Below are 26,883 nucleotides of genomic sequence, written 5' to 3'. Positions count from 1 at the left end.
TAAGTCCCTTTTAACTTCAAGGTTCCTATACCTTTCTTGTCTGAAAAAGTTATGGCTTTGCGAGTAGCAGAAAGCTTCCATCCAGTTGTTTTATATTCAGCTCAAAAAAGAGAGTTTAGACACTATGTAGGAGGATTATTGGGAGAAAGTGAGAGAAAAAACTTATTTCAGCTCGCAGAGAATGCTATAGGGGTGACTTACCACCGATTACACCACTTTTTAACCCAAGCACCTTGCTTGGTCTACTTCCCAGGTAAACGAACGGCGCTTGGAGATCATTGACAGGAGGCTTGAGACGTAGGTGGGCAAGCAAACCTTTGAACACCTTTACTGAAGCCTTAGAAGCCTTTAGAACGGCTATGTCTTATCGATTTTTCGATTGGTTGACCCTCAACCGTGATGTATTTGCTGCTTACAAAGCTAGTTTGGGCTTTATTTGGGCTTAATTTTTGTTTAAGTCCCGTTAATGGACTTCCTGCCGATTCCACAGGAATTTCTGCCACTGCCTATACCAATAGCTTCAATGGACTCACTGGAACCACTTTTACAACTCAATACACGCTAGACCCAACTAGCAACAGCCTGTTTATTCAGAACCCGCCTAACAATGGCACCCAAACAGTTCAATTGTTAGTTACCCTTAACGGCGCTCCACTAAATTTTACTGAAGCTAGCGGTTTCGATATTCCGTCAAATGTACGAGTTCCTGCATCAAATGCAGCAGCTTCAGGACGGGGGATAGCAGCATTGAGCGTTGGAGGTTTGACTAATCTATATACCATTGAACTAAGTACGGGGGTTGCTACTCTGCTCGGCCCTATTGGTTCAGGTACAAGTTTAGCTAGTTTGACAGTCGCGGAATCTCCTACTGGCACAGTGGCGTTTGGTAACGCTACCTATACCGTTGATCAAAATGGCACAGCGATCGCGCTCGATTTAGTTCGTACAGGTGGTTCTAGTGGTGCTTTCACTGTAGATGTGGCTGGTTTTGACAATGGCACACCTGTAACTGTGACTTTTGCTGATGGTCAGACTACTTCCACCTTAAATATTACTGATGACAGCCTGGGTGAAGACAATGAGACGTTTACACTGTCCTTAAAAAATCCTACAAATGGGGCTGTTTTAGCAGCACAGGACACTGCTATCTTTGAGATTACCAAAAATGATAATGGTGGCACGATTAGCGTTAGTTATAATGGCACAGTTAGCGTTAATAATGGTGGCACGATCGCAACTAACTTTGCTGCTAACGGTAACGCCATCGTCTCTATTGCTAGCAACTTTCAAAAGCTTGTGCAGTTCTCGTTATCCAGCCGAAAGAATACCGTTGTCAACGAGATTGTTGCTTTCACGGTTGATGACGATTTAGGTGCGATCAATGGCATTGCTCCTAATGCAACAGGCTATTTGGAAGCTGCGATCGCTCGTTCCCGTACCATCTTTTCTACACTCAGTAACAATCCTAATGGCTTTGGCGGTGGACTATCAAGTATTTTAAAGACTTCAACGATGTCATTGTGCGTGTCACTATCTAAGCCGATTAGGGTTAATACCGTTTCATCAAAAATACCTTCGCCATATAAAAGCCTGTCATTCTTTCAGATGTGCGATCGCCTACGCCATCGCGCCCATGAAAATGCGTCAAAATAATTCGTAATTCGTAGTTGCAATCAGTTGGGGCTTGTACCCTCTTAATTACGAATTACGAATTATTGATATTGGGAGATGTCGTAGTTAAAGAAAACGCCGCGCTCTCCACTGTGCGGAATCTTTAAAAATACTCCAGAACGGAGATGAATCAACGATTAACAGTACTCATGTCAGGGTAGCGATCGCCTGCTGCGACATTTTTCGGTGCAGTTGCCTCAAGTCGATTCAACTCTTCTGAAGTTAAGGTAATTGCAGTAGCCCCAATATTCTCCTCTAAATAAGTACGGCGTTTTGTACCAGGAATTGGGACAATATCTTCTCCTTGAGCCAAAAGCCATGCTAGTGCAAGCTGACTAGAAGTTACTCCTTTTTCGGTGGCGATCGCTTTCACTTGCTCGACTAATTGCAGGTTTTTATAAAAATTCTCACCTTGAAAGCGGGGAGAATTTCTTCGATAGTCATCTGGTGCAAGGTCATCAGGGCTGGTGATTGCACCTGATAAAAACCCCCTTCCTAATGGACTATAGGGAACAAACCCAATTCCTAATTCCCGCACAGTAGATAAAATTTCATCTTCTGGCTCTCGACTCCACAGAGAGTATTCTGTTTGCAGTGCGCTAATGGGGTGAACTGTCTGTGCCCGTCGAATCGTAGCAGGAGCAGCCTCCGAAAGTCCCAAGTAACGCACTTTTCCTTGCTGCACTAACTCTGCCATCGCCCCAACAGTATCTTCAATGGGTACGGTTGAATCTACCCGATGTTGATAATAGAGGTCAATCACTTCAACTCCCAGACGTTTTAGCGAGGCTTCACAAGCTGTCTGGACATATTCTGGTTTGCCACTAATCCCTTTCCAGCCGCCATCTTCAGCGCGGACATTGCCAAATTTGGTTGCTAATACTACCTGATCTCGCTTCTCTTTGATTGCTCTGCCTATTAGTTGCTCATTAGTAAAGGGGCCATACATATCAGCAGTATCGAGAAAATTAACTCCAAGTTCCAATGCTCGATGAATTGTGGCAATCGCCTCCTGTTCATCACGACCACTATAGAACTCAGACATTCCCATGCAACCAAGTCCGATCTGTGAAACTTCCAACCCTTGTCTGCCTAGCTTTCTGGTTCTCATTAAATAATCTCCTAGTCAGTAATTAAGAAGAGAAAATCAGGTCTTTTAGCATTATCCCTTTCCCGCTCATCAAGTCATCTCTTCTTAGAAGTATTTTCTGATATATGAAGCAAGGGACAGGTGTTAAAACTGCTGGCTGTAGGATTAGTAATGAAGCGATCGCTCAACGGATGAAACTGAGTCTTTCCACCATCAGCCACTTATTTAGTCAGCTAGAGTACACAAACAGCACGGAGACTGAACTACAGCAGTACGAGAGCAGATATATTCAACAATAGTGATTCAACTAGATCAAAGCAGTATAGAGATCCATCTATGCCTACTTGGAACAAAGATGTGGGAATAAATTGTTACAAAGTTTAGTACAATAGCATCGTTCACAAATAAGTATTTTTTCTCATATACATGATAGCGGATCAATTTCCTTGGCTTACCGCGATTGTCTTGCTGCCACTCGTTGCTTCCTTGCTCATCCCTGTACTACCTGATAAAGATGGCAAGCGCGTCCGGTGGTATGCACTGGGTGTAGGTATGGCAGACTTTGCCTTGATGTGCTACGCCTTTTGGAAGCATTACGATGCCAGCAGTGCTAGTTTTCAACTCGTAGAAACTTATGCCTGGATGCCTCAGTTAGGTCTGAACTGGGCAGTATCGGTCGATGGACTTTCAGTGCCACTTGTGCTTCTAGCAGGATTTGTCACTACACTCTCGATTTTTTCAGCCTGGCAAGTTGATCACCGACCCCGCCTCTTCTATTTCTTGATGCTGGTGCTGTATTCCGCACAAGTAGGAGTATTCGTTGCCAAAGACTTGCTACTATTTTTCATTATGTGGGAAGTAGAACTGATTCCCGTCTACCTACTAGTGTGTATTTGGGGTGGGCAAAGGCGTCGCTATGCGGCTACAAAATTCTTGATATATACTGCTGCGGCTTCTATATTTATTTTGGTAGCAGCCCTGGCAATGGGGTTATACGGCGGCGGTAATATGACATTTGATATCACCGCACTGGGCATGAAGGAATATCCCCTTGGTCTACAACTGCTACTTTATGCAGGGTTGCTGATTGCCTTTGGTGTCAAACTTGCTGTTTTCCCTATGCATACTTGGTTGCCTGATGCCCACGGCGAAGCATCTTCTCCAGTGTCGATGATTTTGGCTGGTGTGTTGCTGAAGATGGGCGGATACGGACTGATTCGCCTGAATCTTGAGCTACTTCCCGATGCACACATTTACTTTGCGCCGATTCTAGCCATTTTGGGTGTTGTCAACATTATCTATGGTGCATTGAACTCCTTTGCTCAGACCAATATGAAGCGGCGTTTGGCTTATTCGTCGATTTCCCACATGGGGTTTGTACTACTTGGGATTGCGTCCTTCACGGATTTGGGAATCAACGGCGCGATGTTGCAGATGATTTCGCATGGTTTGATCGCATCAGTGCTGTTTTTCTTAGCAGGCGTTACTTACGATCGCACCCACACAATGGTAATGAAAGATATGGGCGGTATTGGTCAAGCCATGCCCAAAGTCTTTGCTCTGTTCACAATCGCAGCAATGGCATCCCTGGCACTTCCCGGTATGAGCGGCTTTGCTGGCGAACTCTCGGTATTCGTTGGTCTGACAAGCAGCGACGTTTACAGTTCGACTTTCTGCACCGTAACAGTTTTTCTCGGCGCAGTTGGAGTCATCCTCACACCTATCTATCTACTTTCCATGCTGCGAGAGGTATTTTATGGTGACGGTGCAGCGCTCATCTGCGACATTAATAATGCAGGCTTGGAAAATCAAGAAGATGACGGAACAGTTTGTTTTGGTACAGACTGCTTTGTGCCAGAAGATGCAGTTTATGACGATGCTAGACCGCGTGAGGTGTTTATCGCTGCCTGTTTTCTGCTGATGATTATTGGTATTGGTTTTTATCCCAAGATGGCTATGCAGATGTACGACGTGAAAACTGTCGCAGTGAATGCCAATCTTCGCCAGTCTTATGCCATAGTCTCGCAAACAAATCCCCAGATTTATGCTAATGGATTATTGGTTCCGCAAATTTCAGAGGTTGAAGTAACGCCCGTTTTGGGAACTTTGAAGTAAGCTTTTTGACCAATATACTTGTCGAAAAGAGCGATCGCTAGGTATCTTTCTGAGGAATAACAGAGCATTGATAGACTATCAATACTCTGTTATTCTCAGGATGCCCAAGATGTTTTTTCTGGAAAAGCTCCTTTTTTCCAATTTTGCCAAACCTTTACTGCTGCTCGTTGAAAAAATGCCTGCGAGTTTTGCTCTGGTGTTTCTTGAAGTTCCTTAATTTCTCCACTCAATTTATCTATCCATAAAGAGCCGAGACGATCTTCATGTGAACCAAAGCGGTAAGTAACGCCGGTCTCATCCTCCTTTTCTTTTAGAATCAATACGTAAAAAGCCATAACAGATTCATGTGGTCTGTAAAAGTTGCGGTACTTTAGTTTTAACTCATTTGAGTTATGCTGATGTTACTGGGGGACTCCACAAACGACCAGACCGTTCAGTAGCGTCATGATCTGTACGGTAGTTGGTATGGAAAATGCCTTCAAACCTCGACTCAAAGTATTCATGTTCCAGTAGTCTCAAATCTTCAGGGTTAAAATTACCTCGCTGTAACCTAATCCAGGCATCTGCTATATCTGGATCAGAACTAAAGCGGTTAAATCCGAGATTGTAATCCAATTTGTGTTCATCATAAAATAAATGTTTTTTGATCCGTTGAATGCGAAACTCTGCCCATCCAGTGTTACGTGCAATCACTGCTACATCGTCAACATCACGAATAGCATCATACGCTTCAGGAGCATACTCAAGAAAGCGCTTTAAATATTCCATTTATTAAAATTAGTTAATATAAATAGTCAATATATAATCCAACAATAACATTATTTTTAGATCATTAGGTAAAAAATAGATTAATAAAATGTAAACACTCAGATGGGTATGCAAACTACTACAACAGATAATTAGCATCACTAGTAAACAAATCAACCCTTTACATGAGATGCTGGTTGATGATTAGTGAGTTTTACCAATGTCTGTTGTTTCTGCTATCACTGTTACCGTTCCCGCCACAACTGCGAATTTGGGGCCTGGTTTTGATTGCATCGGTGCAGCTTTAAAGTTGTACAACGAGTTCAAGTTCACTCGTGTGGAAGAGGGTGGATTAATTATTCATGTCACTGGTACTGAAGCTGAACGAGTTCAAACCAATGAGAGCAATCTCCTCTACCAAGCATTTGTCAAGTTCTATCAACATATAGAGCAGACGCCGCCGACTGTGAAAATAGAGATTAAGTCAGGTGTCCCACAGGCACGGGGTTTGGGTAGTTCGGCGACAGCAATTGTCGGTGGATTGATTGCTGCTAATCAACTTGAGGGTGCTACTATGAGTCAGTCGCAGGTGATGGAGTTAGCGATCGCAATGGAAGGACATCCTGATAATGTAGTTCCAGCTTTGTTGGGGGGATGTCGTCTTGCTGCCACCAGTGGCGCAGCTTGGGAAATTTGTGATGTTCCCTGGCATAAAGATGTTGTACTAGTTGTGGCTATTCCTGATTTTGAACTTTCCACTTCAGAGGCGCGGGGCGTTCTCCCAAATGAAGTGAGTCGTGCGGATGCGATTTTCAATACAGCACATCTGGGGTTATTGTTGCGCGGCTTGGAAACTGGTAACGGACAATGGTTAAAGACAGCTTTGCAAGATAAGTTGCATCAACCCTATCGCAAAGCTTTGATTCCTGGTTACGATGCTGTCAATATAGCAGCTGTTAGTGCTGGTGCTTATGGCATGGTGATTAGTGGTGCGGGGCCGACACTGTTAGCTTTAGCGGATGAGTCACACTCAAAAGCTGTGGAGGCGGCGATGTTAGCTGCTTGGCAAGAAGAAGGAATTACAGCCGAGGTGCGATCGCTTTCTCTCGATACCCAAGGCGCAAAAAGCTTTTAAAAAATCAGAATTCAGGAGTCAGGAGTCAGAATTCAGAATTAAATTCTGTATTCTTCTTTAAAAAATCAGATGACTATTTTACTCAGCATTTAAAACTCGATTTATGGAGCAAATTCAGGCTGAAATAGCGGCGCTTAACTCTCAAATTCAGATTCTCCGAGAAGAACGCGCTGCACTCACTGTTAATAATGTCATGTCTGGCGAGAACGATTCACCCCAGGCAATGGTTGAAGCGTACCGCCGCCAAGCCAGAGAAAATGCCCAATTATCAGTTGAACTCCAGGGCATAGATAATGCGATCGCAGCCCTGGAAGTCCAAATAAAACAAAAACAAGGTAAGTTAGTGCGGGGGCAAGTTGAATTAAAACAACTTATCCAACAGCAGCAGCTAGAGGAAGCAAAAGAAGTAGCACAAGTTCATGCTGAACGCATAAATCAGCTAGCTGGGGAACTGGCGACAGAAGTCCGTTTTCTTAAGGCTTGTGCCAATCAACTGAGTCCAATGTATTGGCAGATTTATTACAAGCCCTTCATTACTGGGTTCAAGACAATCTCCGTTCCCTATGTCCGCTCAGATGGGGAAGTGTGGACAATTGTCAACCGGATTGTTTAATGCCAGCATTTATAAACGAGAAATACTTTATTAACATTGACTTTTTCAAGAATCATTTGACATCACAAGACAGTTGCTAAAATCGTCCATATCGAGAGACTTTAACCTATGACGCAAGATTTTGCACTTTTAAAGCGGATATATAATGTTTTTGACCCTTTTCGACCCTTACCTGCTGGCGATCCCAAATATGTAGATTGTCAGGCTGTGCGGGGAGATGGCGACATCCTAGTAGAAATAGGTAAAGAGATTTTGTATTCAGACAGAATGACTTGTCAACTTTATGCAGGTCATCGCGGTGCAGGAAAGTCAACAGAATTGCTGCGGTTGCAAAAATATTTAGATGAGGAAGGCTGCTTTGTGGTTTATTTTGCTGCCGATGAAGCAGATATTCAGCCAGAAGATGCCCAATATACAGATATTCTCTTAGCTTGTACACGACATTTATTAGAAGCGTTAAAAGATAATGCTTCTCCTGCCAGTTTGTTGAACTGGTTAAACAACCGCTGGCAAGATTTAAAAGATTTGGCACTGACTGAAGTATCACTAGATAAATTAACCATAGAAGCAAAAATCTCCCAATTTGCCAAAATCACAGCGAGTTTACGAGCTGAACCTAGCCAACGCCAAAAAATTCGTGAACGAGTCAACCCCCATACAATAACTTTAATTGAAGCGTTAAATGATTTTATTAAAGATGCAAAAAATAACTTACCTTCAGGATATTCTCAACTAGTGTTAATTGTTGACAACTTAGATCGGATTGTCCCTATTGCTCAAGAAGATGGACGTAGCAATCATGAGCAGATTTTTCTAGACCGCAGCGAACAACTCCAAGCTTTAGATTGCCATCTAGTTTACACAGTACCTATTTCTTTACTTTATTCTAATCGAGCAGTAGATATAGCAAATATCTATGGAAATCCTCAAGTATTGCCAATGATTATGGTGCAAACTCCTGAAAATCAAAGCTATCAAGATGGAATAAATAAAGTTATGGAAGTCTTGCAAAAACGGCTGAGTTCTATAGATGCTAGTTTATCTATTGTGGATATGTTTGAGGATAGGGAGGCGTTAGAGCAACTATGCCTCATGAGTGGTGGTCATGTGCGGAATTTGTTATTATTAATGAAGGAGGCAATTAAATACACTAGCGCCAAAATAATTAGTAATAGAGCCTTACAACGGTCAATTAGCGAGTTGCGAAATACTTATAGAAATACCGTATTTGCTAATGAATGGGAGGCACTGGCTAAAGTATATCATTTTAAACAGATAGAAAATGAACCACTGTATCGGGGATTATTATTTAATCGTTGTATTTTAGAATATCGTGATTTGGATAATCAGGGAAATAGCAAAGTCTGGTATGATATTCATCCTCTCATTAAAGGAATTAAAGAATTTCAAGACATTTACAATCTCTTGTACCCATCCGAAGATAAGTAACTGTATCATCACCCGCTAATAGTTAGTATTATCTGACTACGATTATGGTATTAAAACTGACGAATTGGGATAATGATTTCGCAGTAAAAGGAGACGAAGAATACCAAGCCTTAGTCCGTACTTTTAACTTTATAGAAGGTTTTGGCTTATTATTTGTCCGTTGTTCTCCAGCAGAAGGTGAGCGGATAATTACCAAAGTAAAGGAAGATATTAAAGATAAAAGTATAGAAGTTTTACGCTTAAATAAATATGCTAATAATTTATACGAAATAATTGATAAATTAGATAATAAAGAAAGCATAAAAATTTTATTTATTACAGGATTACATTCTTCATTTTATGAATATGAAGAATGTAAAATGTTGACTGGTTGGAATAGTAAGGATATTTATTCATATAGTTGGAAGGGTGTGCCACCGGTTTTAATTAATCTCAACCAACAGAGGGAAAGTTTTAGAGATAGCTTTAATATTTGTTTCGTGTTCTTGCTACCTCAATTTGCTATTAAGTATTTTATCCAACGCGCTCCTGACTTTTTTGATTGGCGTTCTGGAATGTTTGAATTTCCCATAGATCCAGAAATTCTAAAGCAAGAATCATCACGGATATTCCCAGTAGGAGACTATAAAAAATATACTACTTTAACCGCAGAAGAAAGGAATAAAAAAATAATAACCATTCAAGAACTAATTGCAGAAGACCATCAAACAGTTACTTTAAAAAGTGCATTATTGTTCGAACTAGGGAATTTACATCTAATTGAGCAAGATTATAAAGGAGCAATTGACGCTTATAATGAAGCGATAAAAAATAAAACCCATTTTTGCGAAGTTTGGCATAATCGGGGCACTGCGTCATTAATTTTAGGACGATATGAAGAAGCGATTGCCTCTTATGACCAAGCACTGAAAATTCAACCTGATTTTGACGAATCTTGGAACAATCGGGGCACTGCGTTATTAATTTTAGGACGATATGAAGAAGCGATTGCCTCCTATGACCAAGCGCTGAAAATTCAACCTGATAATTACGAACTTTGGAATAATCGGGGCACTGTGTTATTGAATTTAGGACGGTATGAAGAAGCGATTGACTCCTATGACCAAGCACTAAAAATTCAACCTGATGAATACGAAGCTTGGAACAATCGGGGCATTGCAATATTTAATTTAGGACAATATGAAGAAGCGATCGCATCTTATGACCAAGCGCTGAAAACTCAACCTGATAAATACGAAGCTTGGAACAATCGGGGCAATGGACTGTTGAATTTAGAACAGTACGAAGAAGCGATCGCATCTTATGACCAAGCGCTGAAAATTCAACCTGATAATTACAAAGCTTGGAACAATCGAGGCAATGCACTGTTGAATTTGGGACGGTATGAAGAAGCGGTCGCCTCCTATGAACAAGCGCTGAAAATTCAACCTGATAATTACGAAGCTTGGAACAATCGGGGCATTGCACTGTTGAATTTAGAACAATATGAACAAGGGATTGCATCTTATGACCAAGCACTGAAAATTCAATCTGATAATTACAAAGCTTGGAACAATCGGGGGAGTGCGCTGTTTAATTTAGGACGGTATGAAGAAGCGATTACCTCCTATGATCAAGCACTGAAAATTCAACCTGATAATTACGAAACTTGGAACAATCGGGGCAATGCACTGTTGAATCTAGGACAGTATGAAGAAGCAATTGCCTCTTATTACCAAGCACTGAAAATTCAACCTGATAATCATGAAGCTTTGAATAATCGGGGTATTGCACTGTTAAATTCAGAACAGTATAAAGAAGCGATCGCATCTTTCGAGCAAGCGCTGAAAATCCAACCTAATAATCATGAAGCTTTGAATAATCGGGGTATTGCACTGTTGAATTTAGAACGCTATGAAGAAGCGATCGCATCTTATGACCAAGCGCTGAAAATTCAACCTGATAAATACGAAGCTTGGAACAATCGGGGCAATGGACTGTTGAATTTAGAACAGTACGAAGAAGCGATCGCATCTTATGACCAAGTGCTAAAAATTCAACCTGATAATTACAAAGCTTGGAACAATCGGGGCAATGGACTGTTGAATTTAGAACAGTACGAAGAAGCGATCGCATCTTTCGACCAAGCGCTGAAAATCCAACCTGATAATCATGAAGTTTGGAATAATCGAGGCAATGCGCTAGGGAATTTAGAACGCTATGAAGAAGCGATCGCATCCTTCGACCAAGCGCTGAAAATTCAACCTGATAATCATGAAGTTTGGAACAGTCGAGGTAAGGTACTAGGAAATTTAGAACAGTATGAAGAAGCGCTTACCTCCCATGACCAAGCATTGAAATTTAAACCTGATTACGATGAAGCTTGGCATGACCGAGGATATGTTCTTTACAACTTAGGATCTTATAAAGAAGCTATAGTGTGTTTTGATAAAGTACTGAAAATTAAACCCGATAACTACCTAGCATGGAATAATAGAGGCTATCTATTGCTTAAAAAATATTCTAATGACGGAAAAGTAGCTATTTTTGGAAAAGCCTTAGAAATTGGTTTGAGCTTACACAACTTTTATAATCAATATTTTTCTAGAGAAGACTTTAAACTTTATGAAGAAGCCCTTAGCAACTTCAATAAAGCGCTTGAATTGAAGTCTGATTTTGAGCTAAGTTGGGCAAATCAAGGTTATACCTTATATTACTTAGGTCGCTATAAAGAGGCGCTTATTAGTTGTAATAAGGCTCTTGAATTGAAACCTAATGACTATGTAACTTGCTTTAATAAAAGCTTTGCTCTTATAAAACTAAGACGTTATAAAGAAGCTATTACTAGCTTAAATAAAGGTTTAAAAATTAAACCTGACAATCATATTGCTTGGTATAATAAAGCTCGATCTTATGCACTGATAGGTAATAGTAGACGAGCGATAAAGAATTTCAAAATCGCACTTAGGTTAAATTTTGAAGAAAGTAGAAATATGGCAAAAACTGATCCTGATTTTAATACTATTCGCGAAACCAAAAAATTTAAGTTTTTGATTGAATAATCTAATAAAACCTGAAAAATTAATTTACTCATACTATAGAAATGCACCAAAATAAATTGGCTTACTGTTGAAATAATCACTAATGATCCAGCAGAATTATGTTCGATGCGAAAGTCGCGGTTTAAGTAGTCATACGAAACTAAATATACATTGTCATTGTAAGTGAGTTCAGGTAAATGCAGGACAAATCAATGCCATTGATTGAATATATTGTTGCAATCAATTTGATTAATTTATAGTACCTCAGTAAAGTAAAATTAAAAGCAGTTTGAAGGTCATCAAAATGACAAATCAAAAAAGGATTGCTGTGGTAACAGGCAGTAATCGAGGTCTAGGATATGCAATTTCCCGTCAATTATCCCAAATTGGCAACAGCGTAATTCTGACGAGTCGGAATGAAACCGATGGTCTTGCTGCTAAACAGCAGCTTACCAATGAAGGATTTGATGTTGACTATCACACGCTGGATGTCACCAATGATGGAAGTGTGCAGCAGTTTACTGAGTGGCTGCGTGAAACTTACGGCAAAGTAGATATTCTGGTCAATAATGCAGGCGTAAATCCCACAACGAAGCCGGAGGAATCCAGCTTACTGACTGTTCAATTGGAAACGATGCGATCCACCTTTGAAACTAATGTTCTAGCGGTACTTAGAATTTCTCAAGCATTAATTCCGTTGATGAAGGTGCAAAACTACGGTCGCATTGTCAATATCTCAACAGAAATGGCATCTCTGGTGTCAGTTCCCACTGACTACTACCCTTTAGCACCCTCCTATCGACTCTCGAAGCTGGGAGTAAATGGACTAACGGTGATTCTGGCGAAGGAACTCCAAGATACTAATATTCTTGTAAATGCCTATTCTCCTGGTTGGATGAAGACAGATATGGGGGGAGATAATGCCCCGTTCACAGCAGAAGAAGGAGCGCAAACCGCAGTCTATTTGGCAACACTTGCCGATGGAGGAGCGCAAGGACAGTTTTTTGCAGAGATGCGAAAGTTTGGTGGCCCCATTCAATTACAGTGGTAGGTTAATATGGGAAATCCCGCAGGTTTACCGTCTATTTACGCAGATAAGCCGATTGAATTAGCACTTGCCAAAGTTATTACCTCGTTCCCAGTCAATACTTTTTTGGAAAATCTAGCGATACCTGCGGCGGGCTACGCCTACGCTCCAGATGGCACAATCTTTGTAACTAATCACGAAGTTGGCGAGATTGTTCGCATTACCCTAGATGGCAATCAGCAGATTCATGCCAGTGTTGAAGGCAAAGTGAGTGGTCTTGCTTTCACTGCCAACGGGGGTTTAATCGCAACAGGCTGGAATGCTGATTCTATACCTGTGGTTTCTTTAATTGCCTCAGATGGTACAGTAGAAACCTTGCTGACACTGCCAGAGGCGATCTTTCTCAACGGCATTACTCCACTTTCTGGCACTCAGTATTTAACAGCAGATTCCTATCGGGGTGCAATTTGGCTGATTGATATCGCTCAACGTCGTGGATCTATTTGGCTAGAACATTCAATGCTTGCTCGTAGTAATTCCGAGAACGTCATTCCGGCTGCAAATGGCTTGAAGCGTTTTGGTGATTTCCTCTACGTTTCAAATACAGAAAAAATGTTGTTGTTGCGGATTCCCGTTGGTATTGGAAATGAACCCGGTGAGCCGGAAATCTTTGTTGAGCAGACTAATATTGATGACTTTGCCTTTGATGTGGAAGGCAGTCTTTACGGAGCAACGCACATCTACAACAGTGTAGTGCGAATTGCAAGCGATCGCAGTACAACCATCATTGCTCAAGCCGAGTCAGGTGTAATAGGTAGCACAGCCGTGGCTTTTGGTCAAAGCGAGGACGATTGCACCGCGATATATGTCGTTACCAACGGTGGAATGTTTTTACCTCCTCCTACAGGTGTCGTTCCTGCTAACGTTGTCCGACTTGAAGTTGGGAAAGCTGGATATCCCTTGGCTAGAGAATGACTAAATTTTAGAGTTCGTGGTGAGCCTCAGCCGAACGATTTTAGATTTTTAATCCAAAATCTAAAATCCAAAATCCAAAATTGATTGACTTAATCATGCTACGTTACAAAAAGTAACATTTACTAACTTGATGGTGACATAACTAATGGAGATAGAACAGGACGATCAATTTGTAACCGTAGTTATTACACAACTTGTCAAACCAGGATGCGAAACCGCTTATGAGGCTTGGTTAAAAGATATTACCAGTGTTGCCAGAACCTATACTGGTCACATGGGAACAAATGTGATTCGTCCTCAACTTGGGGTGCGAAATGAATATGTGATTATTTTCCGGTTTGACGGTTATGAAAATTTGAAAGTGTGGATGACATCGCGCGATCGCGAATACTGGCTAACTCAAGCTAAACCTTTAGTTGAATCTGACGCTGATGTTCAACAAATCAGTGGATTAGAAGCTTGGTTTTCTCTTCCCGGTCAACCATTAAAAACTCCACCACGCTATAAAACAGCATTGCTAACTTGGGGAGCTGTATTTGTGTTGATTAATTTGTTGAATACATTTATAACACCCCTAATTCGTGGTTTCCCGCCCTTGATTATTTCGTTGCTTATTACAATTACTATGGTTTTGCTGTTGACCTATGTTGTCATGCCTAGAGTTAGCCGTTTGTTTAGGTTTTGGCTATATCCTAAATCACGAAAAGTTTAGCATTTTACCTGCGGACTAGCATAAGAAGTAATAAAGAGCCAATTTATTAACTGTAGTAAACAGCTATGAAAATCTCAGAATTATCGACAGAAACTCTAGAAAAAATCAAGTTAGTTAGGTGGGATAGGATTATTGAGAAACATGAAGGACCAGAAAATTGGGAATCGGTTTTAAGATATGAACAGCCAGAATTTTTATTAGTGGAAGGATGCCCAACATTATTACCTGTAGATAAATCACATCACCCTAATATCACCATAATTCGTTGTATCTGGAGTGGGGATAAGAATTCTGTAACGCTTTTCCTATCGGATACTACCTATGAAGATGATCCTTTCTTTTCGGGATTTATAGCCGTATGCGATCGCCTTAAGAATGAAGAATTTTTCTTAGCAATCTTGTACCATGAATGGTTTATTATTGAAAGAGCCGCAGTTTTTGAATAATGAATTATCAGCAGTTGTTCAAAAATAGGACAGTACTAATAAAATATCTTAATTTTCCGAAATAGAGAATTATAAAATTATGAAAATTACTGGAGTTTGGCATATTTACGAAATGTAAATGTGGGATGAATCTTACTTTAATAGGGAGAAAACCTTGATATGCAACTGTAAAAGTATTATCAATAGTACTTAATTTTGTTCACAAATCAAATAGGAACCCTATAGTCGAAAGCGAAAAACATTGTCAAAGTTTCAGGGGAAGGCTAATTTGAAATGTGGAGCCTTGACTCAGCATACTATTTACAGTAATTTGCCCTCCGTATCGTTGCACAATTTGTTGAGCGATCGCAAGTCCGAGTCCAAAGCCGCCTGTTTGCCGAGATCGGACAGTATCTACACGATAAAAACGCTCAAATATATGTGGCAAATCAGTGGACGGAATGCCAATCCCGTTGTCTTTGACTTGAATTACTGCGTAGTGAGACTGGGTAAAAAGATGTAATTCTACCTTACCGTCTGCTGGTGTGTACTTGAAGGCATTAGTTAGAAGATTAATCACAGCTTGTTTGAGCAAATTAGCATCGGCTTTTAACATGATGGGACGCTCTGGAAGGTGAGCATTGAAATTGAGACTTTGGGCAGGAGCAAGGGCTGCGAAATCCTGTGCCAGCGATCGCAATATCTCACACAAATCAACGGGTTTTAATCCGGTTTCCGCAAGGGAACCATTATGACGTGACAAAAAAAGCAGATCATTGATCAGCGTACTCATGGACTTAGCTGTTTGGGCGATATTTTGCAACCGCAATTTTTGCTCCAACAAGTCTTCGGGGGGTATCAGGGCAACTTGGGCATTGCTCAATATCGTAGCAACAGGTGTACGTAGTTCATGAGAAGCATCGGCTGTAAATTGCTGCAATTGCTGATAAGCACGAAGGCTTGGTCGCATTGCCAATCCGCCTAAAAACCAACCTGTAATGCCTATGACACCAAAGGTCACAGGAACCCCAAAAGTTAAAAACAAGCGGGCTTGGTTCAGGTTAACGCGTAGAGAGTTCATTGCCACTGCTGCTTGGAAGTAGCCAATGAGCCGCTTATCTTCAAAAATAGGAATTGTGACTTGGCGAACCCAGGTTCTTATCAAATATTCAGCACCTAGTGGTAGTTGTAGCGTTTGAAATCCTGGTTCTGCTGTCAACTGATTGTTACCCAATGAACCGATATATTGCAAAAGTTGTTTATCAGAGTTGTACCATCGCGCATATATTAGGTCGCCATTCAAAGATGCTCCGTTTTCTATGGGAGTTTTGCTGCGCTGATTTCTCCATTGACTTTGATAAAGCGAGTATTGAGTCTTGGCAGCAAAAACTTTACTTTGTGAAAAGAGTTCATCATCAAAAACTCGCAACTGTTCTTCTACACTCAAACAATAGCCTACCCCTGCAAAAGCGAACAAAATTCCACCCATTGACAGGGCAAACCAGTGAGCAAGATTACGACGGCTACGATCAAACATTTGTTATTGGGCATGGGGCATTGGGCATGGGGCATTGGGCATGGGGCATGGGGATGAACTGAGATAAATTAGATGTACAAAAATATTTACAGTCATTGCGAGCGTTTGCGGAGCGTCTCCAAGAGTTGCAATCCCAACCGCAAGCGAATTGCTTCTCTACGAGACGCAAGCGCGTAGCTTGCTTCTCCGCATGAGTACGCTGTATTCGCAATGACATTGTGTAATTAATTCTGTCTGACTACTTATAGTTTTGTTGATGAAACTGATCCTTTTGTTGATGAAACCGATCTTTTTGTTGATGAAACCGATCTTTTTGTTGATGAAACTGATCCTTTTGTTGATGAAACTGATCCTTTTGTTGATGAAACTGATCCTTTTGTTGATGAAACCGATCCTTTTGTTAATGAAACGGTATTATCGAAAATTCCAGGTGCGATCGGTTTTAGCATGATGCACGTTATATAAGTAATCGGACAAAAATGTTTACAGTCATTGTGTAATTAATTCTGTCTGACTACTTATCAATACAGTTTAGTTAGCGCCAAAAATCTTAAACTGCGTAAGTTGGGGAGCCAATGACGTAAAATCGTAGTCCCTGCGTAAGTCCAGTTTAAGTTAGGCTAAAGTTAATCTCCGCTTTAGTCGGTGAAGAGTTCCCTTATTTTGAATTGCTTATGACTGCTGCATCACCTGTTTTTAAACCTGTTAGCCAAATGCGGCTAGCACCTGGTAGTACAGTGTCTATTCAAGATGTAAGCTGGGAAGAATTTGAGTCTATATTACAGGAACTCGGAGAAAAGCGATCGCTACGAGTTGCTTACAGCAAGTCTACGTTAGAAATCATGGTTCCTTTACCCGAACATGAAAAGTCAAAGGACTTAATTTCAGATATTGTAAAAATCTTACTGAAGCTCGTAGGAAAAAAGTATGAACCCTTTGGTTCAACTACCTTCAAAAGGGAAAACACAGCAGGGGTAGAACCGGATGCTTGTTTTTACATCCAGAACTACAAAATAATGATTAGTCGTCGTAAACTAGAAGCGGATGATCCTCCTCCTGATTTAGCAATTGAGATAGATGTCACTTCTCAGACAACTCTCGATGCTTATGAAGCGATCGCTGTTCCAGAACTATGGATTTATAATAGTAAAAAGCTGAAGATTTATTTACTTAGCAATGGACATTATATCGAATCAGATAATAGTCCTAACTTTCCAAATATCCCTCTTATTCAAATTATTCCCGCTACAGTAGAACGAGCTTGGCAAGTCGGAATTGTGCAGGCTTTGGAGGAGTTTCAAGGGGCATTAGATAGAAGTAGTTTTTGACAGAGAGTACGTAGATATAGCTCGCCGCAGGTATCACTTTTGCTAATTGAGCCTAGTATGGCAATAAATGGCATAAATTGCCATAAACTAATATTATGAAGGAAAAGCTAGGGAAGTAGTGCCAGTGAAAAGTATAAACATATCTCTCCCTGACGCGATGCGGATTTATATAGAAGAGAAAGTGGCAACTGGTGGTTACAGCAGCGTTAGTGAATATTTTCGTGAGTTAGTGCGCCAAGATCAAAAGCGTCAAGCGGATGAACGTTTGGAAGCGATGCTTTTAGAAAGTCTAAATTCTGGGAATGCAAGTGAGATAACTGCTGACGATTGGGAAGACATCCGTCAAGCTGTGCGGGAAAGAATCGCCAAGCATAACCAAGGTTAATGAGCGACGTAAACAAACGACCCCAAGTCATCCGCGACTTGATAGAATTAGCTACTTATATTGCAGAAGATAACTTGGAAGCTTCAGATAGGTTTCTTGCAGCAGCAGAAACAACTTTCAAACAACTGGGTAAAATGCCAGGAATGGGAAAATCTTGTCAATTCTCTCATCCTAATTTAGCTGGTGTTCGACAGCAAGCAATCAACGGATTTAAAAAGTATCTTGTTTTTTATCTTCCTTCGGATTCCGGTGTAGAGATTCTTAGAGTCATTTATGGCGGACGAGATATCGAAGCAATCTTGGATGAAGATTTAGGAGAGAATGACTTGGAATAATAACATTCTGGTTGCGTTACCTTGGTGCGATCGCCTACTATGACTTTATTATTAACTGCATCTAATTCAATCACATACAACGGTTCGGCAGCAGCAATCCCCAAGCCTTTGCGCTGTCCAATGGTGTAATGATGAACACCGTCATGCTGTCCCAAAACTTTGCCTGTGACATCTACAATATCCCCGATTTTGGGAGCCAAATATTTGTCATTTTACCGCGACATCGGCGATCGCTTGGGGGAAGCTAACATCTTGCAAGAATTCGGTAAGTTGCAAGAAAACCCCCAGCAAGCACTAGAATATCTCCAGCAAGCACAAAACCTCTACATCCAAATTGGCGATATCTACAGCCAAAGTCGTAATCTGCTGTTTGTCACCGATGCACAGTTAAGCATGGAAGACTCAAATGCTGCAATTAATTCTTTAAATCATGCGGCTGAACTCACCACCATCATTAACTATGCACCATTGCAAGAATATGCCCAAACTCGCATAGCCGAAATCAACTCTACACCCACAAGCGAATAAAAGAGAGATTCATGCAATTTATTCAGCAGCGTTGGGTAAAGTTGGCGTTTTGTTTTCTTGTTAGTTTAATTGCTTTTCTACTACTACGCTGCTGAGTCGAAAATTAGTAACGAATATCTTTGGATAAGGGAGTATACCTGAGCGTACCTTCTCAATTATAAATATATTACCCTGTCAACTAGTAAAAAGTCAACAGCTGCTTGACCTCAATTAAAAATTAAACTAGGTGTACGACAATTTTTGAGTTACCCGTTGAGCGTTTGGCAATTCCATAAAAACCGATTATTACGAGAATTATAGTTTTGTTGATGAAACTGATCATTTTGTTGATGAAACCGATCATTTTGTTGATGAAACCGATCATTTTGTTGATGAAACCGATCATTTTGTTGATGAAACCGATCATTTTGTTGATGAAACTGATCATTTTGTTGATGAAACCGATCCTTTTGTTGATGAAAAGATATTATCAAAAATTCCAGATGCGATCGGCTTTAGCGTGATGCACCTTATATAGCAGTCCTAAATCATTTGTGAAAGCTTCTCTTTCTTTTCTTCTCTACGAGATGCTGCGCGATGACGCTCTTGGCGGCTTCTTCCTTGGCGCTAGCCTCTTCCTTTGGGAGAACTACGGTGTACACACAAGTGTCTCTTGAGGCAATTTACGATAGCTCAAAGAAACCTCACCCTGGTTCTGCTACGCAAAACCTGTCCCTCTCCTTAGTAAGGAGAGGGATGTCCGTCAGGACAGGGTGAGGTTTTCCAAGGATTTCGGGTAATTCGATGACTATTAGAAGGTCTAAATTCTGGGAATGCAACTGAGATGAATCCTGACAATTGGGAAAATATACGCCAAGCTGTGCCAGAAAGAATCGCCAAGCATAAAGAGTCAAACTAAGATTAATCAGTAATGATTTTAGTGACTCTGAAACTGCAAATATTCCAATAGTAGTAACCGCAAGTAATCTAACGTTCTAATATAACTCTTTATCTGTTCATAGTTGCCATTACTATCAAAATAAAAACTTGCAATCTGAGGTATATTTAAAACTGGCATGGCTTGTAATTGCTCAATTGTCTGGGCTTGATTGACAATTTGACCTGTGCTTTGAATTTGACTTGCATAACCTCTGAGATTTACTGTTAAAAGTTCAAGTTCTTCTAACAGAGAAAACTCTTCGTCTTCTGGTGGAAACTGAATAGAAATTTCTTGTCGTTCGCCGCGTGTATTTTGATAAGTATTAGTCAATTGTGTTAATAATTGACTAATATTTCTCTTAATCAATTCTTGCTGATTTAAAATTGCTTTAGTCATCATTGACTCCATAAGTAACTATCTTTTCAGTACCATATTAGTCAGGTTTAACAATTAGATATTCATTGCCTTTACGATATACAGCTGAACTATCTCCACGATATCCAGTTTTCGGAACTCTAATTGCTCCTTTTTTATTAAAGTTATGAGCTTTGCGTAAATACCTTAATGGGTCGATTCCTTTTCTATTAGCATGGTCTAAGATACTCTGAGCAACACTCATATAAGTAGCAGCATCCCACTCACTTATGTATTGTTGAATCTCTGCCGTCTCTGTAGAAGTATAGCCTTCTAATAGCTGTATTAAAAACTGGTCAAAGATGGGTTCTTCCGGCATATATCCCATTTAAAAATAAAATACCCTTCCTGACAAGCGAGGAAAGGTGATTTTGGTTTATGTCAAAACAAGGTAAGAGCTATTTTTAACTAAACTGTTCAATTATTCCGCCACCTAAAACTTTTTCACCGTCGTACCACACCGCAGCTTGTCCGGGAGTAATGCTGATTTGGGGTTCATCAAACACCAAACGCACACGGGAGTTTTCCAACGGAATCACCGTCACTGGTGTAGGCGTTGAACGATAGCGAATTTGCACTTCGGCATGAATTGGGGTGGATGGTTCGGCAATAGAAACCCAATTTACTCGCCCTACATTGCATTCTGGTTGCGTTACCTTAGTGCGATCGCCTACTATCACTTTATTATTAACTGCATCTAATTCAATCACATACAACGGTTCGGCAGCAGCAATCCCTAAACCTTTGCGCTGTCCAATGGTGTAATGATGAACACCATCATGCTGTCCCAAAACTTTGCCTGTGACATCTACAATATCCCCGATTTTGGGAGCAAGATATTTATCTAAAAATGCCCGCATGGAACCGTTGCTTTCCACTAAGCACAAGTCTTGGCTTTCTGGCTTATCAGCAGTTTTTAGTCCGTATTCAGTAGCGATGCGGCGCGTGTCAGTTTTTTCCAGTTCGCCCAAAGGAAATATAGTTGCTGCAAGTAAATCTTGAGACAAATCATAGAGAAAGTATGATTGGTCTTTGTTGCGGTCAACAGCCCTTAATAATTGGTAACGTTTAGTTGCGTCGTCATAGCTAATTTTGGCATAGTGACCGGTGGCAATGCGATCGCATCCCAATTCTTCACGAGCGTACTGCACCATTGGCCCAAACTTCACCGTTTTATTGCACTGGGAGCAAGGCAAAGGCGTAATTCCAGCGCTGTAACCTGTCACCAGATAATCGACAATATGCGTCTGAAAGAGATCCCGAATATCCACAACCTGATGGGGAACGCCCAGTTGTTCACAGATATCAGCCGCGTCGATCATCCCTTCAGAGCAACATTGACCTTTGCCTTTCATGAGCCAAAGAGTCAAACCAATTACTTCATAGCCCTGATGGTGCAGGATAGCTGCGGCAGTGGAACTGTCAACACCACCAGAAAGACCAACGACGACTTTTTTCATACAAACACGACACATAGCTGCGTGGTTGTTCAATTGTAGCACACACTCTTAAAAGCCTTGCTAATAAAGCGCTCCAGTTAATGAGGAATTAAATCTTGCGAACGCTGTTCACTCCCCTATCACCTTCGTCTAAGATTAGTTACAAATATATTTTTTGCCACGCAGATGAGCTACTTTTACACTAACACTATATAGTTGCTACAACGGTTAACTAATTAGTTTCTGACGAAAATTGCCTAAAAATATTTTGATTACTTTCTAAACTACTATGTCGAGAGAAATACCAAGTCAATTTATGCTATTTCAAATGTTGCGCCAAAGTTCTGAGGAGTGGAAGCTTACTATCAAACTTCTCCCCTTGTTAGTGGGAGGATGGTTAGTGCTGATTCCTAACTCTACCCCAGTACAAGCACAAATCCATAACAGCAACGTGCTACTAGCTCAAGAAGCAGGTGAAATTTTACCGCCACTGCCAATTCCCTTTGGTCAACAGCCATCACCGCAGTTACAACCAGTCCAACCATTACAAGAAAATCAATTTGAGCCGAACTTTCAGCCCTCTGAACCATTGCAAGACAATCAATTTGAGCCGAACTTTCAGCCCTCTCAACCATTGCAAGACAATCAATTTGAGCCGAACTTTCAGCCCTCCCAACCATTGCAAGACAATCAATTTGAGCCGAACTTTCAGCCCTCTCAACCTGAACAAGTTAGTCAATATAACCAAAACTTTGAGCGCTATTTAGTTTATGTTGACGGTAGTGATTTTCAGACGCTACAACAAATACGTCGGATTGAACCTAGTGCTTATGTTCGCCAGTACCAAGGACGGAATGTAATTCAGTCAGGAGTTTTTAACAGAGTATCTAACGCCCAACAACGGGTCAATGAGCTACAGTCACGAGGCATCTATAGCGCCCGGATTATCAGCTTCGCTAACGGGCGGGAAATAGATAGAGGCAATAGAGGTTTGGTAGGAAGGACTCCCAGACAAGCCTCTAGATATTATGTCGCCATTCCGACGACTCCAGAACAGTTACCTGCGATCGCAGCCCAAGTTAGGCAGAACTTAGCCCGATATAGCCAAGACTTAGGACGTTCTGGCGGAGTCCTCGAAAGAAAGCAACCACGAGGGCCACACGTAGCAGTAGGGCCTTTCTCAGAGCGATTTCTAGCTGAGGAATGGAATAAGTATCTGCGAAACATAGGATACGGTAATGCCAGAGTTTACTACGGAAAGTAAAAAAATGTTGAGTGCTAAGTGCTGATGCAAGATAGGCAAGAACAAATTTCGCAAGTGGTAGTTACTGCTGATCAAATGCGCCATATTGAAGAGCGGATCTTTGCAGCAGGAATGCCTGTAGTTGCTTTGATGGAAAAGGTAGCGGGATTAATTGCCCGTCGCATTCAAGAGATCCCCCCAACCCACGCCAGTCGCTCCACTTGGGGAGACCCCATCGCTTTTAGCGTCTCCCCTTGGGAGAAGACCGCGCTGGCTCCCCTTAAAAAGGGGGGCAATATTGCTTCAAACACCCCTTTTTTAAGGGGGTCACCACAGGCGGGGGGATCTCGTGCTGGGATTCTCGTCGGCCCCGGTCATAATGGCGCAGATGCTTTAGTAGTAGCCCGTGAATTATACTTTCGTGGGTATGACGTTTGGATTTATTCTCCTTTCTCTAAGCTTAAAGAATTAACTTCGCAGCACTTACAATATGCTCAGAGTTTGGGCATCCCAATTTATCAAACAATTGAGCAACTGCCAGATTCTAATTTGTTGATTGATGGGTTATTTGGATTTGGTTTAGAAAGAAATCTTACTGATCCCATTGCCTCTGCAATTAATCAGCTAAATGAATTATCTGTGCCGATTTATAGTATCGATTTACCTTCAGGTTTACACACCGACACAGGCGAAGTATTAGGAACTGCCATTCGCGCCACTCACACATTTTGCTTGGGTTTATGGAAACTAGCTTTCTTCCAAGATCAAGCGCTGGAATATATCGGCAAAGCTGAATTAATCGATTTTGATATTCCTTTCGCTGATGTGGAAGCTGTTATAAAAGATGCACCCAGAATTAAACGTATTACACCAGCAACGGCACTTGCTACTTTACCTCTACCCCGTCCACCAGTCACCCACAAATATAAAGAAGGACATTTACTGCTAATTTGTGGTTCACGCCGCTATGCTGGCGGGGCAATTTTAACTGGTTTGGGTGCGCGTGCTAGTGGTGTGGGGATGCTTTCAATTGCCGTACCCGAATCCCTGAAATCTCTTTTGGTGTCACACTTGCCAGAAGCGCTGATTGTTGGTTGTCCAGAGACAGAAACCGGAGCGATCGCTCACCTACAACTACCAGAAAAAACCGATTTGAGTTCCTTTGATGCGATCGCCTGTGGCCCCGGTTTAACACAAGATGCCACTTCCATTGTCCAACAGGTCATAGAAAGCGAACGCCCTTTGATTCTCGATGCCGATGGTTTAAATATCTTGGCACAAATGGGAGCGATCGCCACATTAAAAAAACGCCAAGCAGTAACCGTACTCACACCCCACACTGGCGAATTCCAGCGACTCTTTCCTGATGTCGCCGATGCCAAACATGACAGAGTGAAAGCAGTACAGGAAGCGGCGGCGCAAAGTGGCGCGGTAGTGTTGTTGAAAGGGGCGAGAACTGCGATCGCAAACCCCCAAAATGCCGTTTGGATTGTTCCAGAAAGCACACCCGCCTTAGCGCGTGGCGGTAGCGGCGACGTGTTAACTGGGCTATTGGGTGGATTGTTAGCGCAAGCAGCAACTAAACAGATTCCCGTAGAAGATATAGTGGCAACTGCCGCTTGGTGGCATTCGCAAGCAGGTATAATAGCCGCCCAAGAGCGTACCGAATTAGGTGTAGATGCCTTTACATTGACACAATATTTGCTAAAAGCTCTAACTTAGTCAATTCCCTCGTTCCCAGTCTCCGACTGGGAATGCCATCCTAGAGGCTCCGCCTCTAATTTAAACAACATCATGGGACGCACCCGCTACCACGTACTAAGTACCCAGCCCCACTTCCTCACCTGCACAGTTATAAATTGGATACCACTATTCGGCAAAGTTGAATTTACAGAAATTATTTTAGATTCCCTGAATTTTCTGCAACGTCAGCAGCGTTTAACCTTGTACGGTTACGTAATTATGGAAAATCATCTCCATATAATCGCCTCTGCCGCCAGTTTATCTAAAGAAATAGGAAACTTTAAATCATTCACGGCTCGCTCTATTATTGACTTACTTGAGACAAATAATTCTAACTATATGCTTAACCAGCTTGAGCTTTACAAATTAAAACATAAGATAAAACAAGAATATCAACTTTGGCAAGAAGGTTTCCATCCGCAGGCGATTCTAGATGAAGAAATGTTTAGTCAAAAGTTAGATTATATTCATAATAATCCAGTTAGGCGTGGTTATGTAGATGATCCGTCACATTGGCGGTATTCTAGTTGCCGTAATTACATCGGGGAACTAGGTTTATTAGAGGTAGAGTTGATTGATTTGTGAGGGAAGGCGGAGCCTTTAGGATGGCATTCCCAGTCGGAGACTGGGAACGAGGAGGATGAGGAAATTTGGATCAGCTATTGACTAAATACCAACGCTGTAGAGCTAGGCGTTGAATTTCGCGCCAGGGAATATTATGTTTTCGGGCTAAGTCTGCACAATCTTCATATTCTGGCTGCACATTTGCAATAACTTTTTCTGGTGATTGTCCCTTCCATGCTACCTTGACACGCACTTTGCCATATTCAATTTCCACTTGTTGAATTTCCCGTTGTAAAATGGTGCGTTGCTGAGTTGTGCGCCGAATACCCAAAGTCGTGGTTTCGCGAAATAAAATTGCTTCACAACTGAGTAAATTTTCTGGATGACAAATAACAGTCAGCAAAATCCCTGGACGCGACTTTTTCATGCCGATCGCTTGGGTAAAAACATCCACCGCACCGCCAGCAAACAACGCCTCAAACACATAGCCGATCGCTTGCGGATTTAAATCATCAATTTGGGTTTCTAGTACTGATATCGGTTCTAAATTTGAGCTAGTATCGCCAGAATCGCTAAAATTGGACTGTAAACTTGTGCTTTCACCCAGCCAGAGGCGTAGAATATTGGGAATAGGTAAACTTATGGTTCCGGCTCCAAATCCTATCTGCTTGATAGCGATCGCAGGTGGTGAACCAAAGTCTCTTACCAAAGTAGTAGCGATCGCGGCTCCTGTTGGTGTCACTAGTTCTCGTTCAATGCCATTGCTATAAACTGGACAACCCCGCATTTCCCACAGCTTTAATACTGCTGGTACTGGTACTGCCATTTGACCATGTGCAGCCTTAACAGTGCCGCCGCCTGTCGGGAACGCCGAGCAGTATAGTAAAGGCCATCCTTCGTCATTGCTCTCAATCCCCAACCAATCCAATCCCAGGCAAGTACCCACAATATCTACAATTGCATCTACAGCACCCACCTCATGAAAATGAACTTTTTCAGGGGCAATGCCATGCACCGCCCCTTCTGCTACTGCTAGCTGTCGGAATACCGCCAAACTCCAAGCTTCTGCCCGTGATGGCAATCCCGCTTTGAGAATCATCCGCTCTATTTCTGGCAAGTGGCGTGCATGACGATGACTATGTTCATGATCGTGGCGATCGTCGTCTACTAAATCCACATGAACTTTAGTCGCCTGCTGACCATTACGTTGGACAAGTTCTGCTCTTAACTGATATTCCTGTTCAATTCCCAACCCATTGAGTTTTTCAATCAAATACTCCACAGGAACACTTAAACTTACCAAGGCTCCCAGACACATATCACCAGAAATCCCTGTTGGACATTGAAGATAAGCTATTTTATTCATAGTCATTAGTCATTGGTCATTAGTCATTGGTCATTAGTCATTAGTCATTGGTCATGGAGCATCGATTAATAATTAATAGTTCCTCTTCCCCTGCTCCCTGCTC

General features: G+C 41.6%; 26 protein-coding genes and 3 pseudogenes. 20 read left to right on the top strand and 9 right to left on the bottom strand.

The window, feature by feature from the left end; all coding sequences use genetic code 11:
• Positions 1-93 precede the first annotated feature (93 nt).
• The 3 genes and pseudogenes from F8S12_RS42605 to F8S12_RS39875 form a co-directional block, all read left to right on the top strand.
• Positions 94-298, top strand: a pseudogene (locus F8S12_RS42605) (transposase); the annotation flags it as partial.
• Positions 270-446 (top strand): annotated as a pseudogene (locus F8S12_RS39880) (IS701 family transposase); the annotation flags it as partial. The pseudogenes F8S12_RS42605 and F8S12_RS39880, both read left to right, overlap by 29 nt.
• Complete coding sequence (locus tag F8S12_RS39875) at positions 400-1,653, top strand: DUF4394 domain-containing protein (protein WP_196521565.1); 1,254 nt, start codon at positions 400-402, stop codon at positions 1,651-1,653. The pseudogene F8S12_RS39880 and the gene F8S12_RS39875, both read left to right, overlap by 47 nt.
• 148 nt (positions 1,654-1,801) lie before the next feature.
• Here the strand turns inward: F8S12_RS39875 and F8S12_RS39870 are convergent, their stop codons facing one another.
• A complete protein-coding gene (locus tag F8S12_RS39870; protein WP_196521566.1) occupies positions 1,802-2,782 on the bottom strand; it encodes an aldo/keto reductase in 981 nt (326 codons plus the stop codon).
• Between the two features lie 104 nt (positions 2,783-2,886).
• Between F8S12_RS39870 and F8S12_RS39865 the strand changes: the two genes are divergently transcribed.
• Both F8S12_RS39865 and F8S12_RS39860 read left to right on the top strand, forming a co-directional pair.
• Positions 2,887-3,060 carry a hypothetical protein gene (locus F8S12_RS39865; RefSeq protein WP_196521567.1) on the top strand — a complete coding sequence of 58 codons (174 nt, stop codon included), beginning with the start codon at positions 2,887-2,889 and terminating at the stop codon, positions 3,058-3,060.
• A gap of 127 nt (positions 3,061-3,187) precedes the next feature.
• Positions 3,188-4,876, top strand: a complete 1,689-nt coding sequence (locus F8S12_RS39860) for an NAD(P)H-quinone oxidoreductase subunit 4 (RefSeq protein WP_196521568.1) — start codon at positions 3,188-3,190, stop codon at positions 4,874-4,876.
• 95 nt (positions 4,877-4,971) lie between these two features.
• On the opposite strand, the gene F8S12_RS39855 is transcribed toward F8S12_RS39860, so the two are convergent.
• Together F8S12_RS39855 and F8S12_RS39850 are read right to left on the bottom strand one after the other, a co-directional pair.
• Positions 4,972-5,211 (bottom strand): hypothetical protein, encoded by a 240-nt coding sequence (locus F8S12_RS39855; RefSeq protein WP_196521569.1) that lies wholly within the window; start codon positions 5,209-5,211, stop codon positions 4,972-4,974.
• Positions 5,212-5,266: 55 nt separating this feature from the next.
• Positions 5,267-5,644 (bottom strand): hypothetical protein, encoded by a 378-nt coding sequence (locus F8S12_RS39850; RefSeq protein ID WP_196521570.1) that lies wholly within the window; start codon positions 5,642-5,644, stop codon positions 5,267-5,269.
• Positions 5,645-5,843: 199 nt separating this feature from the next.
• Between F8S12_RS39850 and thrB the strand changes: the two genes are divergently transcribed.
• The 8 genes from thrB to F8S12_RS39810 all read left to right on the top strand — a co-directional run bounded on the left by thrB (position 5,844) and on the right by F8S12_RS39810 (position 15,000).
• Complete coding sequence (thrB, locus tag F8S12_RS39845; RefSeq protein WP_196521571.1) at positions 5,844-6,758, top strand: homoserine kinase; 915 nt, start codon at positions 5,844-5,846, stop codon at positions 6,756-6,758.
• Positions 6,759-6,861: 103 nt separating this feature from the next.
• Positions 6,862-7,371: a hypothetical protein gene (locus tag F8S12_RS39840; RefSeq protein ID WP_196521572.1), complete on the top strand. Its 510-nt coding sequence runs from the start codon at positions 6,862-6,864 to the stop codon at positions 7,369-7,371.
• 108 nt (positions 7,372-7,479) lie between these two features.
• A complete protein-coding gene (locus tag F8S12_RS39835) occupies positions 7,480-8,820 on the top strand; it encodes an ATP-binding protein (protein WP_196521573.1) in 1,341 nt (446 codons plus the stop codon).
• 44 nt (positions 8,821-8,864) lie between these two features.
• A complete protein-coding gene (locus F8S12_RS39830) occupies positions 8,865-11,861 on the top strand; it encodes a tetratricopeptide repeat protein (protein WP_196521574.1) in 2,997 nt (998 codons plus the stop codon).
• Between the two features lie 283 nt (positions 11,862-12,144).
• Positions 12,145-12,891, top strand: a complete 747-nt coding sequence (locus tag F8S12_RS39825; RefSeq protein WP_196521575.1) for an SDR family oxidoreductase — start codon at positions 12,145-12,147, stop codon at positions 12,889-12,891.
• A 6-nt stretch (positions 12,892-12,897) separates the two neighbouring features.
• Positions 12,898-13,842, top strand: coding sequence for an SMP-30/gluconolactonase/LRE family protein (locus F8S12_RS39820; RefSeq protein WP_196521576.1), 945 nt, complete (start codon positions 12,898-12,900; stop codon positions 13,840-13,842).
• Between the two features lie 145 nt (positions 13,843-13,987).
• The gene (locus F8S12_RS39815; RefSeq protein WP_196521577.1) at positions 13,988-14,554 is read left to right on the top strand and encodes an antibiotic biosynthesis monooxygenase; all 567 of its coding nucleotides are present in this window, start codon (positions 13,988-13,990) and stop codon (positions 14,552-14,554) included.
• A gap of 65 nt (positions 14,555-14,619) precedes the next feature.
• Positions 14,620-15,000, top strand: a complete 381-nt coding sequence (locus F8S12_RS39810; RefSeq protein ID WP_196521578.1) for a hypothetical protein — start codon at positions 14,620-14,622, stop codon at positions 14,998-15,000.
• A 244-nt stretch (positions 15,001-15,244) separates the two neighbouring features.
• Here the strand turns inward: F8S12_RS39810 and F8S12_RS39805 are convergent, their stop codons facing one another.
• A complete protein-coding gene (locus F8S12_RS39805) occupies positions 15,245-16,516 on the bottom strand; it encodes a sensor histidine kinase (RefSeq protein ID WP_196521579.1) in 1,272 nt (423 codons plus the stop codon).
• Positions 16,517-17,190: 674 nt separating this feature from the next.
• Here F8S12_RS39805 and F8S12_RS39800 point away from each other — a divergent pair.
• The 3 genes from F8S12_RS39800 (at position 17,191) to F8S12_RS39790 (ending at position 18,564) form a co-directional block, all read left to right on the top strand.
• The gene (locus F8S12_RS39800) at positions 17,191-17,844 is read left to right on the top strand and encodes a Uma2 family endonuclease (RefSeq protein WP_196521784.1); all 654 of its coding nucleotides are present in this window, start codon (positions 17,191-17,193) and stop codon (positions 17,842-17,844) included.
• Positions 17,845-17,968: 124 nt separating this feature from the next.
• Positions 17,969-18,229 carry a type II toxin-antitoxin system ParD family antitoxin gene (locus F8S12_RS39795; protein WP_196521783.1) on the top strand — a complete coding sequence of 87 codons (261 nt, stop codon included), beginning with the start codon at positions 17,969-17,971 and terminating at the stop codon, positions 18,227-18,229.
• The gene (locus tag F8S12_RS39790; RefSeq protein ID WP_196521782.1) at positions 18,229-18,564 is read left to right on the top strand and encodes a type II toxin-antitoxin system RelE/ParE family toxin; all 336 of its coding nucleotides are present in this window, start codon (positions 18,229-18,231) and stop codon (positions 18,562-18,564) included. Before F8S12_RS39795 ends, F8S12_RS39790 begins: the two co-directional genes overlap by 1 nt.
• A gap of 2 nt (positions 18,565-18,566) precedes the next feature.
• Here the strand turns inward: F8S12_RS39790 and F8S12_RS39785 are convergent.
• Positions 18,567-18,773: pseudogene (locus tag F8S12_RS39785) on the bottom strand (tRNA methyl transferase PRC-barrel domain-containing protein); the annotation flags it as partial.
• On the opposite strand from F8S12_RS39785, the gene F8S12_RS39780 reads away from it, so the two are divergent.
• On the top strand, positions 18,769-19,092 hold the full coding sequence (locus tag F8S12_RS39780) for a hypothetical protein (RefSeq protein WP_196521781.1): 324 nt from the start codon (positions 18,769-18,771) through the stop codon (positions 19,090-19,092). The pseudogene F8S12_RS39785 and the gene F8S12_RS39780 sit on opposite strands and share 5 nt — an antisense overlap.
• 916 nt (positions 19,093-20,008) lie before the next feature.
• Here the strand turns inward: F8S12_RS39780 and F8S12_RS39775 are convergent.
• From F8S12_RS39775 to mnmA, 3 genes are all read right to left on the bottom strand, one after another.
• The gene (locus F8S12_RS39775; RefSeq protein ID WP_331001497.1) at positions 20,009-20,410 is read right to left on the bottom strand and encodes a hypothetical protein; all 402 of its coding nucleotides are present in this window, start codon (positions 20,408-20,410) and stop codon (positions 20,009-20,011) included.
• Positions 20,411-20,444: 34 nt separating this feature from the next.
• The gene (locus F8S12_RS39770; protein ID WP_196521780.1) at positions 20,445-20,744 is read right to left on the bottom strand and encodes a hypothetical protein; all 300 of its coding nucleotides are present in this window, start codon (positions 20,742-20,744) and stop codon (positions 20,445-20,447) included.
• Positions 20,745-20,829: 85 nt separating this feature from the next.
• Complete coding sequence (gene mnmA, locus F8S12_RS39765) at positions 20,830-21,885, bottom strand: tRNA 2-thiouridine(34) synthase MnmA (RefSeq protein ID WP_196521779.1); 1,056 nt, start codon at positions 21,883-21,885, stop codon at positions 20,830-20,832.
• A 268-nt stretch (positions 21,886-22,153) separates the two neighbouring features.
• Between mnmA and F8S12_RS39760 the strand changes: the two genes are divergently transcribed.
• The 3 genes from F8S12_RS39760 (at position 22,154) to F8S12_RS39750 (ending at position 25,435) form a co-directional block, all read left to right on the top strand.
• A complete protein-coding gene (locus F8S12_RS39760; protein ID WP_196521778.1) occupies positions 22,154-23,128 on the top strand; it encodes a hypothetical protein in 975 nt (324 codons plus the stop codon).
• 24 nt (positions 23,129-23,152) lie between these two features.
• The gene (locus F8S12_RS39755; RefSeq protein WP_230968595.1) at positions 23,153-24,829 is read left to right on the top strand and encodes an NAD(P)H-hydrate dehydratase; all 1,677 of its coding nucleotides are present in this window, start codon (positions 23,153-23,155) and stop codon (positions 24,827-24,829) included.
• A gap of 72 nt (positions 24,830-24,901) precedes the next feature.
• A complete protein-coding gene (locus F8S12_RS39750) occupies positions 24,902-25,435 on the top strand; it encodes an REP-associated tyrosine transposase (RefSeq protein WP_196521777.1) in 534 nt (177 codons plus the stop codon).
• Positions 25,436-25,505: 70 nt separating this feature from the next.
• Here F8S12_RS39750 and larC read toward each other — a convergent pair whose 3' ends face one another.
• Positions 25,506-26,780 (bottom strand): nickel pincer cofactor biosynthesis protein LarC, encoded by a 1,275-nt coding sequence (gene larC / locus F8S12_RS39745; protein ID WP_196521785.1) that lies wholly within the window; start codon positions 26,778-26,780, stop codon positions 25,506-25,508.
• Positions 26,781-26,883 lie beyond the last annotated feature (103 nt).

It is taken from the genome of Nostoc sp. WHI, assembly GCF_015714725.1.
Classification (GTDB): domain Bacteria; phylum Cyanobacteriota; class Cyanobacteriia; order Cyanobacteriales; family Nostocaceae; genus Nostoc.
Note: the sequence above shows the minus strand (reverse complement) of the source record. Positions and strands in the feature narration are given on the sequence as shown.